This is a genomic window from Amycolatopsis sp. NPDC028719, assembly GCF_055565395.1.
Map to the genome: position 1 here is coordinate 936,207 of NZ_JBVHUL010000004.1, position 14,606 is coordinate 950,812.

General features: G+C 71.4%; 11 protein-coding genes. 3 read left to right on the forward strand and 8 right to left on the reverse strand.

Annotation, left to right across the window (positions count from 1 at the left end; translation table 11 throughout):
* Positions 1-27: 27 nt before the first annotated feature.
* Together ACZ4TR_RS23020 and ACZ4TR_RS23025 are read right to left on the reverse strand one after the other, a co-directional pair.
* The gene (locus tag ACZ4TR_RS23020) at positions 28-786 is read right to left on the reverse strand and encodes a hypothetical protein (protein WP_465288921.1); all 759 of its coding nucleotides are present in this window, start codon (positions 784-786) and stop codon (positions 28-30) included.
* Positions 783-1,358: a papain-like cysteine protease family protein gene (locus ACZ4TR_RS23025; protein ID WP_465288922.1), complete on the reverse strand. Its 576-nt coding sequence runs from the start codon at positions 1,356-1,358 to the stop codon at positions 783-785. Before ACZ4TR_RS23025 ends, ACZ4TR_RS23020 begins: the two co-directional genes overlap by 4 nt.
* 247 nt (positions 1,359-1,605) lie before the next feature.
* On the opposite strand from ACZ4TR_RS23025, the gene ACZ4TR_RS23030 reads away from it, so the two are divergent.
* Positions 1,606-2,604, forward strand: a complete 999-nt coding sequence (locus tag ACZ4TR_RS23030; RefSeq protein ID WP_285477926.1) for a hypothetical protein — start codon at positions 1,606-1,608, stop codon at positions 2,602-2,604.
* Positions 2,605-3,030: 426 nt separating this feature from the next.
* On the opposite strand, the gene ahcY is transcribed toward ACZ4TR_RS23030, so the two are convergent.
* A complete protein-coding gene (ahcY, locus tag ACZ4TR_RS23035; protein ID WP_465288923.1) occupies positions 3,031-4,503 on the reverse strand; it encodes an adenosylhomocysteinase in 1,473 nt (490 codons plus the stop codon).
* Positions 4,504-4,596: 93 nt separating this feature from the next.
* Between ahcY and ACZ4TR_RS23040 the strand changes: the two genes are divergently transcribed.
* Entirely contained in the window at positions 4,597-6,861 is a 2,265-nt protein-coding gene (locus tag ACZ4TR_RS23040) for a hypothetical protein (RefSeq protein WP_465288987.1), read from the forward strand.
* A 65-nt stretch (positions 6,862-6,926) separates the two neighbouring features.
* Here ACZ4TR_RS23040 and ACZ4TR_RS23045 read toward each other — a convergent pair whose 3' ends face one another.
* The 5 genes from ACZ4TR_RS23045 to ACZ4TR_RS23065 all read right to left on the reverse strand — a co-directional run bounded on the left by ACZ4TR_RS23045 (position 6,927) and on the right by ACZ4TR_RS23065 (position 11,175).
* The gene (locus ACZ4TR_RS23045) at positions 6,927-7,622 is read right to left on the reverse strand and encodes an LPXTG cell wall anchor domain-containing protein (protein ID WP_465288924.1); all 696 of its coding nucleotides are present in this window, start codon (positions 7,620-7,622) and stop codon (positions 6,927-6,929) included.
* Between the two features lie 261 nt (positions 7,623-7,883).
* A complete protein-coding gene (locus ACZ4TR_RS23050) occupies positions 7,884-9,410 on the reverse strand; it encodes an amino acid permease (protein WP_465288925.1) in 1,527 nt (508 codons plus the stop codon).
* 86 nt (positions 9,411-9,496) lie between these two features.
* Entirely contained in the window at positions 9,497-10,414 is a 918-nt protein-coding gene (locus tag ACZ4TR_RS23055) for a cation diffusion facilitator family transporter (RefSeq protein WP_465288926.1), read from the reverse strand.
* Between the two features lie 84 nt (positions 10,415-10,498).
* Positions 10,499-10,816 carry a helix-turn-helix domain-containing protein gene (locus ACZ4TR_RS23060; RefSeq protein WP_465288927.1) on the reverse strand — a complete coding sequence of 106 codons (318 nt, stop codon included), beginning with the start codon at positions 10,814-10,816 and terminating at the stop codon, positions 10,499-10,501.
* On the reverse strand, positions 10,813-11,175 hold the full coding sequence (locus tag ACZ4TR_RS23065) for a type II toxin-antitoxin system RelE/ParE family toxin (RefSeq protein ID WP_465288928.1): 363 nt from the start codon (positions 11,173-11,175) through the stop codon (positions 10,813-10,815). The genes ACZ4TR_RS23060 and ACZ4TR_RS23065 overlap by 4 nt, the downstream gene beginning before the upstream one ends.
* Before the next feature lie 148 nt (positions 11,176-11,323).
* Between ACZ4TR_RS23065 and ACZ4TR_RS23070 the strand changes: the two genes are divergently transcribed.
* Positions 11,324-14,242: an AfsR/SARP family transcriptional regulator gene (locus tag ACZ4TR_RS23070; protein WP_465288988.1), complete on the forward strand. Its 2,919-nt coding sequence runs from the start codon at positions 11,324-11,326 to the stop codon at positions 14,240-14,242.
* The last annotated feature ends 364 nt before the right edge of the window (positions 14,243-14,606 follow it).

The window sequence follows — 14,606 nt, forward strand, 5'->3', positions numbered from 1 at the left end:
ATCGACGCCGAGCCCGCCGGTTCGTCTTCAGGCGGAGATCCGCCTCAGGTGCAGCACGTAGCCGGCGCCGCTGACGGCCAGCACGCCGACCAGGATCAGCAGCGGCACCCAGCCGGTGTCGTGGCTCGACGGTGCCGGGCCGCCGTCGCCGCGGGGCATCACCTGGGACGTCGCGTCGTAGCCACCCGCCTCGCCTTGACGGGCGTAGGCCGAGCCGGGCAGCTTGTCCGCGTAGCGCTGCGAAACCGTCCGCTGGTAGTCGGCCACGGTGACCGCGGCCTTGGTTTCCGACAACGGCGTCACGCTGCCGTCGCGCACCGCGTACCAGGCGTCGACCTGGGGCTCGTGCAGCAGCTGGGCGCCCGCCGGCAGCTTCTGCGCGTACGCGGTCTCGACGTCGCCCGAGGCGATGTTGCCGATCTGCCACGCGCCGCCGCCGTCGCGGACCGACCAGAGGGTCGCCGTGCGGCCGTCGGAGGCCCGGACGGGGATCGCGAAGTAGGCGAATTCCCCGGGTGACACGCCCGGCTTGCCGACGACGAAGTCCGGCGAGAGCTCGTAGACCGGATATGTCTCCGGCGATACCTGGACCGTCACCGGCCCCTTCGCGTCCGGGGCCTGCGCGAAGAACCGCACCAGCGTGTCCTGGAGGTCCGCCGCCGCGGCGTGCGCGGCCACGGCGTCGGCGCTGCTGATGCCGGCGGCCTGGGCCGCGCCTGACACCGGTGCCGTCATCAGCAGCGCCGCGCCGGTCAGCACGGCGAGCACGAGCGCCCGCCTGCTCATCGGGAGATCCCGGTGAGCGTGTGCGTCCAGGTGAACGACGAGTTGTGCGTGTAGTAGCCGTAGATCGACCAGTTGTAGCGCTTGGCGGGCCCCGGGTCGGCCCAGTACACCCAGCCGCCGCTGGTGTCGTAGCCGTAGAGGACGTGCGCGTGGCCGCCGCCTGAGCGGTACCCGACGCGGGTCTCGACCGGCCGGTTCGCCGCGGTCTGCGTCCGGATGTCGGCGTAGGAGATGCGGTGGTCGAGGTAGCGCCCCGGCGACGCGAACCCGAGCTTGGCGAAGGCTCGCTGCGGGTCGGCGAGGGTACCGGGGAGGTTCGCGCAGTCCGTTGCGGTCTCACCGTGGGCGAGCTGGCAGAACCGCGTCTGGCTGACGGCGGCGCCGTGGAAGGCCGCGATCGTGGCGCCGGAGCCCGCCCAGCACCACTGGCTCCGTTCCTGGGACTGCATCGTGATTCGGGTCTGGAAGGTCGACGGCACTCCGGGCGCGGCTCCGGCAGTGGCCGGCGCGACCAGGCACAACATCAGGCACACGGCCAACGTGGCGTGTACCCGGCTCGACTTCACCAGCACGGACGGCCTCCTGCTCGAACGTGGGCGAACCAGCGGTGGTCACAACGGTGAACAACCCGGTCACAAGGAGCAAGAACGCCATCCGGTGGAACGGACCGTTCCGGGGGCCGGCCGGAACGCGGAACAGTCACCACAACGAGGCCAACCACCCTGAACGGGGGTCGGCCCGGGCACTCTACGCTGCTAACGTGAACGTTCCGCGGTGTTCACGCCCAGCGCACACACTGGTCGGGTGAAGGGACGAGCGGTGGCACAAGACGGGAACCTCCCACTGATCATCGATGGCGCCCGCACGACCCGGGCATCGGTCGCCGAACTGCCGAAAGAGCTGACCGAGGCGCTCCGCACCGGCGAGTTCCACCATGCCCTGAGACTGGCGATCGCCTATCGCGGCCTCTCGCTCGCGCGGCTGCGCGCGCACCTCGCGCTGCGCGGAGTCCAAATCGGACAGTCCACGCTGAGTTACTGGCAACGCGGCCTGCGCCAGCCCGAGGTGCCCAAGGCGCTCCCGGCGGTCCGGGCCCTGGAATCGGTCCTCCAGCTGCCCGCGGACGCCCTCGTGGTGCTGATCGGGCCGCGACTGGTCCGCCGCGGTCACCAGCCGGCGGCGTCGTTCCACGACCTGCGTTCCGGTGACATGGGGTCGATCGTCGAGGACCTGCTCGCCGAGCTGGGCGCGTACCCGTCGTCGAACCACTACAACGCCGACCTCGAGCTGCTGTCGGTGCACGACACGATCACGTTCGACGCGGAGCACCGCCAGGTCAGCCTGCGCACGCGGCTGGTGACGCGGGCCCGCCGCCACGGCCCGGACCGCTACCTGACGGTCTACAACGGCGACCCGGGCTGCCGCATCGACGACGTCGAGCTGATCACCGACGAGGGCTGCCGGATCGGCCGCATGCGCCGCAACCCCGACGCGGACACGATGGCGACGGAGCTGCTGTTCGACCGCAAGCTCGCCGAGGGCGACATCCACGTGTTCTGCTACGAGGTCCGCGACGACTCGGGCTCGGCGTCGCCGGGCTACTACCGGATGCTGCGCGACCGGTGCGCGAGCTACCTGGTCCAGCTGCGCTTCGACCGCAACGCGCTGCCGGCCCGCTGCACCCGCCAGGTCCGGGCACGCGACGACGCCCTGCCGGTGGTCGCGGAGGAGCTGGCATGCGACATGGGCGGCGTGAGCAGCGCGTTCTTCAGCGACGCCGGGCCGGGGCTGGCCGGCGTCGCCGTCGAGTGGAACTGAGGGCCGTCGCCGCGTGTCGTCCCCGAAATCACACGTGTCGGCTCCCCGATCACGCGTGATGCCCCTCCAATCACGCGTGATGCCCCTCCAGTCACGCGTGATGCCGGTCTGATCGCAGAGGATGCGGAGTTCTCCCCGGACCGCTTCGGCTGACCATGTGCCCGGATGGCCGGCTTGCGTGATCGGAGAGTCAGCTCACGTGATTGAGGAGCCGGCTCTCGTGATGGGAGAGCCGACACACGTGATCGGGCGCGCGACTCGCGTGATCGGAGGGGCATCTCGCGTGATCGGAGGGGCATCTCGCGTGATCGGGCGGGCATCGGACTCGGTGGCCGCGGTGAACGGCACGAGATCCTGGCGACGTGAAGCAGAAAGGCCGCCCCGAACACGTTCGGGGCGGCCCTGAACTGCTGAAACGCCGTTACCTCAGTACCGGTAGTGCTCCGGCTTGAACGGGCCTTCGACGTCCACGTCGATGTACTCGGCCTGCTCCTTGGTCAGCTTCGTCAGCTCGCCACCCAGAGCGTCCAAGTGGATCTTCGCGACCTTCTCGTCCAGCTTCTTGGGCAGCCGGAAGACCTCCTTGTCGTACTCCTCGTGCTTGGTGAACAGCTCGATCTGCGCGATCACCTGGTTCGAGAAGCTGTTCGACATCACGAACGACGGGTGCCCGGTCGCGTTGCCCAGGTTGAGCAGCCGGCCCTCGGACAGCACGATGATCGTGTTGCCGTTCGGGAAGATCCACTCGTCGACCTGCGGCTTGATGTTGATGCGCCGGATGCCCGGGTAACGCGCCAGCCCCGCCATGTCGAGCTCGTTGTCGAAGTGGCCGATGTTGCCCAGGATGGCCTGGTGCTTCATCTTCGCCATGTGCTCGACCAGCACGACGTCCTTGTTGCCGGTCGTGGTGATGATGATGTCGGCCTCGGGCAGCACGCTCTCGAGCTTGCGGACCGCGTAGCCGTCCATCGCCGCCTGCAGCGCGCAGATCGGGTCGATCTCGGTGACGATCACCCGCGCGCCCTGGCCGCGGAGCGACTCCGCCGCGCCCTTGCCGACGTCGCCGTAGCCGCAGACCACCGCGACCTTGCCGCCGATCAGGACGTCGGTGCCGCGGTTGATGCCGTCGATCAGCGAGTGGCGGATGCCGTAGCGGTTGTCGAACTTCGACTTCGTCACGGCGTCGTTGACGTTGATGGCCGGGAACAGCAGCTCACCGGCCGCGGCGAGCTGGTAGAGCCGCAGGACGCCGGTGGTGGTCTCCTCGGTGACGCCGCGGATGCCCGCGCCGATCTTCGTCCACTTGCCCTTGTCGGCCGCGACCGAATCGCGCAGCAGCTCGAGGAACACGCGGAACTCGTCCGAGGTGTTCTCGTCGGGGGTCGGGACGACGCCGGCCTTCTCGAACTCGGTGCCCTTGTGCACCAGCATGGTGGCGTCGCCGCCGTCGTCGAGGATCATGTTGGGACCCTCACCGTCCCAGGTGAGCATCCGCTCGGTGCACCACCAGTACTCCTCGAGCGACTCACCCTTCCACGCGAAGACCGGGACGCCCTGGGGCTGCTCCGGCGTTCCGTGCGGGCCGACGACGATCGCGGCGGCCGCGTGGTCCTGCGTCGAGAAGATGTTGCAGGACGCCCAGCGCACCTCGGCACCCAGCGCGACCAGCGTCTCGATCAGGACGGCCGTCTGCACGGTCATGTGCAGCGAACCGGAGACGCGCGCGCCGCGCAGCGGGTAGACCTCGGCGTATTCGCGCCGCAGCGCCATCAGGCCCGGCATCTCGTGCTCGGCGAGGCGGATCTCCTTGCGGCCGAATTCGGCGGCGTCGAGGTCCGCGACGGCGAACTCGATGCCGCCCAAGGTCTGGTGCCGCTTGGCAACGCTTTCGGGGGGCATAGTGGCGATTCCTCCAAGACTCGATGACGTCCGAACACTACCGTTGTCCGCTCGACCTGCCCCAGGATCGCGTAGGAGGCCTTTACCGTGCCCATGCCCGGCCCGGACACCCGCGTCGTCGAAATCCGCGTCGCCGGACTCGTCGGCACCAGCGGCGAGACGCTGCTCGACGCGGTGTCCACCGTCGACGTCGCCGGCGACGGGCTGGGCCGCGTGATCCGCCCGGCCGACCGGCTGCGTCGGCCGGCGCCCGGACCCGTGCTGCCGGCGCTCGGCCGGTCGATCCCGCGGACCCTCGAAGGCTACCTGTGGCACGGGATGACCTCCGGCGGCGCCGCCAAGGCGACCTGGGCGCTGCTGTTCCCGTTCTCCCTGGCCAACGTCGCGTTCTGGATGCTGCCGCCGGTCCCGCCGGACCGCCGGCTGCCGCGCGTGCTCGGCGCCGTGTGCCGCGGCCTGCTGCGCGTCGGCGCGCTGCTGCTCACGATGCTGCTGATGGGCCAGCTCGCGGCGATCGCGCTCGACCTCTTCGCCGCGCAGTGCCTCGCGCCCGGGTCCGGCTGCCTGCCCGTGGTCCCCGACGTCCTCCGCTCGGTGCCGGCGCGGATCGCGGTCGGCGTCGTGCCCCTGCTGGCCGTGATCTTCGTGCTGCACCGGATCTCGTCGGCGACGTGGGCGGTGCACGCCGACGGCGACCTCACCGGCGGCCCGCTGCGGATGCGCGCGGACCCGGACACCCCGGCGCTGCGCTGCCTGCACACCGTCGCGGCGCTGGTCTCGGTCGCGCTGCTGCTGCTCGGCGGGCCGTTCCGGGTGCCGGGCGACGGCTTCGGCCTGGTGGTGTGGATCATCACGCTGGCGCTGGTGCTCGCCACGGTCGTGGCGGCCGCGATCGGCGTCGACACCGGCCGGTTCGCGCGCCCCGGCGTGATCGCGCTGGCCGCGCTGCTCGTCGTCGTGGCCGCCGTGCGGCTGCGGCCCGGCCCGGGTCCGCTGCCCGGGACCAACGGCGTCGTCGAAGGTCTGGGCGCGGCCCTGGTCGCCGTCACGGTGCTGTTCGCGCTCTTCCTGGCCCCGGCCGCGCTGCTGGCCCGGCCCGGCTGGGCGCACAAGCCGCGCCGGCTGCGGCCGTGGCTGGGCGGCTGGGCGGCCGCGCCGGTGCTCGCGCTGGCCGGGCTGCTCGGCGGCGGGTTCGGCGCCGGTCTCGCCGAAGCGCTCCGCCGGCTTTCCGGCGCGGAACTGCTGCGCGTACCCGACACGTACCTGCTGGTCACGGTCCTGTGGGGAGCCGGTCTGGCGCTGGCCGCGGTGCTCGCCGTGCTGGGCTTCGCGGTCGCCGTCCCGCTGCGCCGGCTGCGGCGGGGCGTCCCGGAGATCGTCGAGCTGATGGAGCACGACGAGCGGCAGGAGGCCCAGGCCGCGGCGGCGTGGGCGCGCTCGGCGTGGGAACGGCGGCACCTGCACCACCTGGCCCTCACGGTCGCGTCCGCGATGTCCGCCGGCGGCGCGGCGCTGCTGGTGCTGCGGTTCGGGTTCGGGCTGGTCCCCGGCTGGTTCGGGCCGCTGTCCGCGATCGGCGTGGTCGCGCTCGGCGCGCTGGCCGCGGGCCTGCTGCGCGTCGTCTACACGGCCGCGCGGACCCCGCAGCGCAGCCGGCACCTCGGCGCGCTGGCCGACCTCGTCTGCTTCTGGCCGCGGGCGGCGCACCCGACCGTGCCGCCGTGCTACGCGCTGAAGGTCGTCCCCGAACTGGCCGCGCGGGCGCGCGAGCACCTCGCCGAACCGGGGACGCGGGTGGTGCTCTCCGGCTACAACCTCGGCAGCCTGCTCACGGTCATGGCCGCCGCCCGGCTCGCGGCCGAACTGCCGGAAGCCGACCTCGAACGCGTCGGCGTGCTCACCGCCGGCTCCCCGCTGCAGTGGGGCTACCAGCGCGCCTTCCCGGCGTTGCTCCCGCAGGAAGCGCTCGAACGGCTCTTCGGCGACCTCGACGGCCGCTGGCGGGCCCTGTGCCGGGGCACCGACATCTTCGGCGGCGGCGTGACGACCTGGCGGCACGAGGTCTCCGACCGCTGCCTCTACGGCGTCGGCTACCAGCCCGAAGGCGGCATCGGGCCGCTGAAGGCGAGGGCCGACGCGAACGGCGTCCTCATCCTCGGCGGCGACCACTGGCTGCCGGACCCGCTGCGCGGCCCGACCGGGCGGCACCGCTGGGCGCCGGGGGTGCTCAAGCACCAGGACTACGTGGTCGACGCGGAATGGGACCACGCCGTCGCGATGGCCGCCGGCCTCGGCAAGCCGTCCGGCGGCGAACAGGGTCTGCTCTTCGGGGACTTCGGATTCCCCGGAAAGCCGTGAAGGCCCCCTTCCCGGCTTCTTGAGCCGGTAAGGAGGCCTTCACGGAACTTCTGGCTAGCTCAGCCTCACTCGGAGGCCTTGCGGCGGAACTTCAGCAGCGCGAGCAGGCCGCCACCGCCGAGGATCAGCAGGGCCGCGATCCAGACCAGCCACATGTTGTCGAAACCGGTGTTGGCCAGGCCGCCGCCGGTGCCGGACTCGTTGCCCGCCGGCACGACGGCCGCCCCGGTGGTGCTGGTCGGCGCGACCGAGGTGTCCGAGGTCGCCGGAGCGCTCGGCTTGGTGGTTTCGGTCGGCTGGGACGGCTTCGTCGGAGCGGTGCTGGTCTCCGGCGGGGTGTCCTTCTTGGTGCCGCAGGCGAACCAGTGGCTGATGGCCGGGACGTTCTTGAAGTCCTTGCCGACCATCGGGGCGTGCAGCTTCTCCCACGGCGGCGTGGCCGACAGGCCCTTCTTGCCCGGCCGGTAGGTGTTGTACTCGTTGCCGCCCTTGACCACGATCGCCGCGACCGTGACGCCCTTGGGGACGCTGTCGACGGTCAGGTACTGGTCCTTCGTCGTGCCACCGGTGACCTCGAGGAGGTCGCTCACGTCGATGGCCTTGCCCAGACCGACGTCGGAGCACTTCGTGGCGTTGCCGACGGTGCCTTCGGCACGGTCGTCACCGGGGACGCACGCCAGCGCGGAGCCGGCGGTGCCGATGAGAGCAGCGGTGGTCAGCGCCATGATCGCGACGGCGCCGCGGAAGGTACGTCTGCGCATTCAGAACTCCTGTACCGGCGGGAAGAGAGCACTTGCAAAATCTGGGGGTCGCGAAACCACGGAACGCGCGAATCACGCTGCTGTAATTCACCCGTCAGTGGTGCGCGAAGGATCGAAAGGTATCGCACGTCACTTCCCCCGCTACACGGGGTCCCCTTTTAAGCACGAAACGCAAGATCGTCCGATGTGAAGTCCCCCGAAAAAGCCCCGCCGACCTGCGCGAACGCGGGGCGGCGGGGCATCACGAACGAGTGGGTGACGCTAGGCCTCCGGAGCCTTGACGGGCTCGTCGAGGCCGCCGGACTGCCGCTTGCCCAGCAGCGAGTGCCGCCGGCTGTAGCCGAAGTAGATCAGCACCCCGAGCACCATCCAGGCGACGAACCGCAGCCACGTCAGCACGGTCAGGTTCAGCATCAGCCACAGGCACGCGAGGATCGCCAGGATCGGGATCAGCGGCACCAGCGGCACCTTGAACGCGCGCGGCAGGTCGGGGCGCGTCCGGCGCAGGATCAGCACGCCCGCCGAGACCAGCACGAACGCGAACAGCGTGCCGACGTTGACCATCTCTTCGAGCTTGTCCGCCGGGAAGAAGCCGGCCGCGAGCGCGACCAGGCCGCCGACGATCAGCGTCGCGCCCTTCGGCGTGCCGTGCTCACCCGTCTTCGCCAGCTTGCGCGGCATCAGGCCGTCGCGCGACATCGCGTAGATGATCCGGACCTGGCCCAGCATCAGCACCATGACGACGGTGGTCAGGCCGGCCAGCGCGCCGAAGGAGATGATGTTGGCCGCCCAGTCGACGCCGTTCGCGGAGAACGCCGTGGCGAGGGTCTTGTGGCTGCCGTCGCCGGCCGAGGTGGCCAGGTCCTTGTACGACGTCATGCCGACGACCACCAGCGAAACCGCGACGTACAGCACGGTGACGATCGCCAGCGAGCCCATGATCCCGCGCGGGACCGCCTTCTGCGGGTTCTTCGTCTCCTCGGCGGTGGTCGCGACGATGTCGAAGCCGATGAACGCGAAGAACACCAGCGAAGCGCCGGCCAGCAGGCCGTAGACGCCGAACGAGCTGCTCGCACCGCCCGCGATCAGCGAGAACAGCGACTGGTCGACGCCCGTCTGGCCCGAGCCGCCGGTCGAGCCCGGCGGGATGTAGGGCGAGTAGTTGGCGCCCTTGATGTAGAAGAGGCCGAGGATGATCACGAACAGCACGACGGCGACCTTGATGCCGGTGATCACCATCGAGACCCGCGAAGACAGCTTCGTGCCGACGACCAGCAGCGTCGTCAGGATCGCGACGACGAGCAGGGCACCCCAGTCGACGGTGACGCTGCCGATGTCGAACGTCGTCTTGGTGCCCTTGCCGAAGAGGTAGCCGAGCACCGTCTCGAGGTAGACCGACCAGCCCTTGGACACCGCGGCCGCGCCGACGGCCAGTTCGAGGATCAGGTCCCAGCCGATGATCCACGCCATGAACTCGCCGAACGTGGCGTAGGAGAACGTGTACGCGCTGCCCGCGACCGGCACGGTCGAGGCGAACTCGGCGTAGCACAGCGCGGCCAGCGCGCAGGCGATCGCGGCGAAGACGAACGCCAGCGAGACCGACGGGCCGGCGTAGTCACCGGCCGTGCGCGCGGTGAGCGTGAAGATGCCGGCACCGATGACGACCGCGACGCCGAACACCGTGAGATCCCACGCACTCAGGTTCCGCCGGAGCTTGGTGTCCGGCTCGTCGGTGTCCGCAATGGACTGTTCGATCGATTTAGTGCGCCACAATCCCGTTCCGGGCACCGTTGACCTCCTGCGGCTGGCCTGCGTGTATCGCGGTAGGTCACCCTATCGGGTCAAGCGCGTGACGGCTCGCCGAGCGATCGGGCCTACTTCGCGAGACTGCGGTCGAGGTCCGGTTCGAGGTAGATCAGCCGGGCGACGGGCACCTTGGCGCGGACACGTGCCTCGGCGTCGTCGATGGCCGAGGCCAGTTCGGCGGTGTCGAGGCCGGGCACCATCGCCAGCTTCGCCGCGACGAGCAGCTCGTCCGGGCCCATGTACTGGGTGCGGATGTGGATGACCCGCTCGACCTTGCCCGCGGCGAGCTCGTCGACGATCGTCGCGAGCACCGGCTCGGTGGCGCCTTCGCCGATGAGCAGGCTCTTCATCTCGATGATCAGGATGATCGCGATGACACCGAGCAGCGCGCCGATCGCGAGAGTGCCGAGGCCGTCCCAGACGGGGTTGCCGGTGATGACGGACAACCCGACGCCGAGCAGCGCCAGGACGAGACCGAGCAGCGCGCCGGCGTCTTCCAGGAGGACGACGGGGAGCTCGGGCTCCTTGGCCTGGCGGATGAAGCCCCACCAGCTGGCGTCGCCCTTGATCTTCTTCGACTCGCCGATGGCGGTGTAGAAGCTGTAGCCCTCCAGGCCGACGGCCACGAGCAGGATGATCACGGCGACGATCGGCGATTCCAGCGGTTCGGGGTGGCCGACCTTGTGGACCCCTTCGTAGATCGCGAAGGCGGACCCGAGGGTGAAGAGCATCAGCGCGACGATGAAGGAGTAGAAGTACCGGTCGCGGCCGTAGCCGAAGGGGTGTTCCTTGTCGGCCGCGCGCTTCGACGTCTTCTGGCCGAGCAGCAGCAGGCCCTGGTTGGTGGTGTCGGCCAGCGAGTGCACGGACTCGGCCAGCATCGACGACGACCCGGTGACGAGGAAGCCGACGAACTTCGCGGCCGCGATCCCGGCGTTCGCCCCGAGCGCGGCGATGATCGCCTTGGTTCCGCCTCCAGCTGACACGACCGCTCCCCTGGTTGGTCCTGAATGTCCGGGTGGAGCGTAATAGGGGCGGCGGTGCCGGGTCGCCACCGGCCGGGGGTTCACTCAGGCGATGGCCGCGATGTCGCCGTCGTCGAAGTAGATCGCCTGGTGCAACCGGCCACCCAAAGCCGCGGCGTAACGGGCGAGCACCTCCAGGCCGGAGATCTTGCCCTGTTCGATCTGGGACACCCGTCCTTTGGTGACCCCCATCCGCTCGGCCAGGTGCTGCTGGGTCAGGCCCCGGCTGCGGCGGATCTCGGCGAGGCGGTGCCCCTGGACCGTGGCGAGCAGCTCCTGCTTGCCGGCTTCGACCGCTTCCTCACCACCGGCCCGCTCGACGTGCGTCGCACGGACGTCCTTCCAGCGCGTGTACCCCGTCACAGTCGTCCCTCCTCTGCCTGACGTTCCTTCGGATAGTGGTCGTACCGGTCTTCGGCCAACGGGATCGCCTCCCGGTACCAGGCGTTCCACTGTCCGGCTTTGTCCCCGGCGACGAGCCGGACACTGGACCGCCAAGGGTCGAAGACGAACAAGATGCGGACCGTGCCCGGCCGCAGTTCCTTCAGGTTCTGGATCTTCGACCCGACGATCGTGTCGACCAGCGGCCGCCCCAAGCCGGGACCACCTTCCGCCAGCGCGTCGATCGCCTGGACGACGCGAGCGTGCGTCGCATCGTCGAGTTGCTCGACCCACTCGAGGACTTCGTCGACGACATGGATTTCCCAGTCCTGGCCGGCCATCACGCGAGTATAGTGATTACTATACCCACACGAACGGGCGAACACCAGGTCGGACTGTCGCCTTCGGTGGACCTCCCCGGCCGCCGGTTTCTGTCGTACCCCTCCGCTACCGTGACTTTCCCTGCTCCCCAGCCTGGGAAAGGTGGACATGGCTCACTTCGGCGTGCTCGGGGCGCTCGCCATCGAAAGCCCGCCGGGGCACTGGGTCGCGCTGCGCGGCGATCGGCAGCGCACCCTGCTGGCCGTGCTGCTGCTCAACGCCAACCAGCACGTCCACGTCGACGTGCTGGTCGAAGCGCTGTGGCCGGAGCGGCCGCCGAAGTCCTACGCCTCGAACCTGCACACCTACCTCTCGCGGCTGCGCGAGCGGATCGACGGCCTGCGCGTCGAACACGGGCCGCTCGGCTACCGGCTGTGCGTCGAGCCGGACGAGCTGGACCTGCTCGTCTTCCGGTCGGCCGTCGCCGAGGGGCAGCGGGCCGGGGATGCCCTCGCCGCGTCGGGGCACTACCGGCGGGCGCTCGCGCAGTGGCGGGGGCCGGTGCTGGCCGGGCTGCACGTCCCGCGGCTCGACGCCGACGTCGCGCGGCTGGAGTCCGAACGGCTCGCCGTGTTCGAGGACTGCGTGGACGCCGAGCTCACCGCCGGGCGCCACGGCGAACTGACCGGCGAGCTGCAGGCCATGATCACCGAGCACCCGCTGCGGGAACGGCTGGCCGCGCAGCTGATGATCGCGCTGCACCGGGCCGGGCGGCAGGGCGACTCCCTGGAGATCTACCGGCGGCTGCGGACCACGCTGATCGAGGAGCTCGGCGTCGAACCGGGCGCCGAAGTGCGTCGCGTGCACGCCGCCGTCCTGCGGGGCGAGGACCCCGTCCCGCGCATGCCGCCGCCGGTCTGGCCGGTGTGCCAGCTGCCGCCGGACATCGCGGACTTCACCGGCCGCGAGGCCGAGCTCGCCGAGCTGACCGCCGTGCTGGGCAGCGGCGCCGGCGTCCCGCTCGCCGTGCTCAGCGGCGAACCCGGCGCGGGCAAGAGCACCCTGGCCGTGCGCGCGGCGCATCGGCTGCGGGCGCGGTTCCCGGACGGCCAGCTGTACGTGCCGCTGGGGCGCGACGTCGGCGAGGTGCTGGCCGACCTGCTGCGCGCCCTCGGCGTGCCCGGACCGGCGGTCCCGGACGACGCCCGCGCCCGCGCGGCGGTGTTCCGCGGCCGGCTGACCGACCGGCGGGTGCTGGTGGTGCTCGACGACGCCGGCGACCCCGAGCACGTCCGCGCCCTCCTGCCGGGCACGCCGGGCTGCGCGGTGCTCGTGACGAGCCGGCAGCGCCTGAGCGGGCTGGCCGGCGCGCACCGGCTGTCCCTCGGCCCGCTGTCCGACGCCGAAGCCACCGAGCTGCTGAACCGGCTCGCCGGGGCGCGGGTGGCCCGCGAGCGCGCCGAGGCCGGCCGGATCGTCGCGGCGTGCGCGCGGCTGCCCCTGGCCCTGCGGATCGCGGGCAGCCGCCTGGCCATCCGCCCGCACCTGCGGCTCGGCGAGCTGGCCGATCGCCTGGAGGACGAGGTTCGCCGGCTCGACGAGCTGACCGTGAGCGACCTCGCCGTCCGGAGCAGCATCGCGCTGAGCCACGAAGGACTCCGGCCCCCGGCGCGGCGCGCGTTCCAGCTGCTCGGGCGGTGCAAGCTCGTCGACCTGCCGGCGTGGGCGGTCACGACGCTCATCGGCGAACCGGACGCGGACGAGGCGGTCGAGGAGCTCGTCGAAGCGAGCTTGCTGGAGGCGCGCGAACCGGACGCGACCGGCGAGGGCCGTTACCGGATGCACGACCTCGTCCGGCTGTACGCGGCGGAAGGGCCATCCGTCGAGGGCGGTGCTTCGACGGTGCTCGCGGCGACCCTCGCGCTGGCCGACGCGGCGGCGGCCCGCCTGCCGCGCACGGTGCCGATGCCGGCGATGGCCCACGAGCCGTTCCCGCAGCCGTTGCCGGCCGCGCTGGTCGAGCGGCTGCTGGAGCGTCCGGAGGAGTGGTTCGCGGCCGAGCGCGCGAACCTCGTGCGGCTCATCGGGTCGCTGGGCGCGCGGGAAGCGTTGCTGCTGCTGGACAAGCTGAGCGTGTACCTGTACCTGCACGGGCACTACGCCGACATGAGAGCGGCGTACGAAACGGTCCTGGCGGCGACGGACGACCGCCCGTCGGCGGCGATCGCCGAGGCCAACCTGGCGCTGCTGCGGCACGCGCGCGGGCAGTACGAGGAGGCCGCGGCCGCGTACCGCGAATGCGCGAAGGAGCTGGACGCCCACGGCGACCACCGCACGCACGCGTGGGTTTCGGCGAACCTGGCGCACTGCCTGATCGGGTTGGGCCGCGCCGAAGAGGCGTTGCAGACCGCGCGCGCGTTGTCTGTTTCGGACGACCAACCGGAGGCGCTCCTGGTCTGGGAGGCGGAGTCGGCGGCGCTGCTGCGGCTGGGCCGGGTGGCGGACGCCCACGAAGCCGACCTGCTGGCGCTGGCCTCGGCCCGCGCCGGCGGCGACCCGCGCCGGATCGGCACGGCGCTGCACGGGTTCGCGTGGTCGTCCCTGCTGACGGGCGACGACGAGGAGGCGGAAGCGGCGATCGCGGAGTCGGTGGAGCTGCTGCGCGGCACGATGGCGCGTTCGGCGCTGGCGAAGTCGTTGCGCACGCTGGGCGCGATCTCGGCGGCGACGGGTGCGCGCGACCGCGCGACGGCGGCGTTCGAGGAGGCCCGCGCCCTCGCGCGCGACCTGGACGAGCGGCCCCGCGAGCTGTCGTGCACCCGGGCGATCGCGGCGAGCTGGATCGGCGAAGGCCGCGCGGCGCAGGCGATCCCGGTGCTGCGGGCGTGCCTCGACGAGTTCCGCGAGATGGGCGGCCGATCCGCGACCGGCTTGACGTGGCTCGTGCTGAGCCGGGCGTGCGAAGCGGCGGGTTTCCCGGAGGAAGCCGCTTCGGCGACCGCCGAAGCGGCGAGCTTGGCGGATCCGCGCGACGCGAGCGCGGCAGCGCTGCGGCGGGCGCTGCTGGCCCTCACGGAACCCGCCTGACGTCCCGGCCTTCCCACCCGACCGGCCGTGTCGCCCCTCCATCACGCGTGATGCCCCTCGAATCACGCGAGATGCCCCTCCAATCACGCGAGATGCCCCTTCAATCACGCGAGATCCGTCCTCGATCACCCGAGTTGTGTCCCCGATCACGCCGGATCCGCCTCCGGACCAGCGATGAGCGGGGTGGTGCCGCCCCCTCGCGGCACCACCCTCAGCCCATGGGCGCCGGGCGTTGCCGACCGGCGCCACCCCCAGCGGACCGGCTGCGCGCGTCGCCGCACCAGGGTCCCCCCTTGGGGTCAATAGTCGCCGATGTCGCCACACGGAACGCACACAGAAACGACCAATCCTCAGAACGACCGCA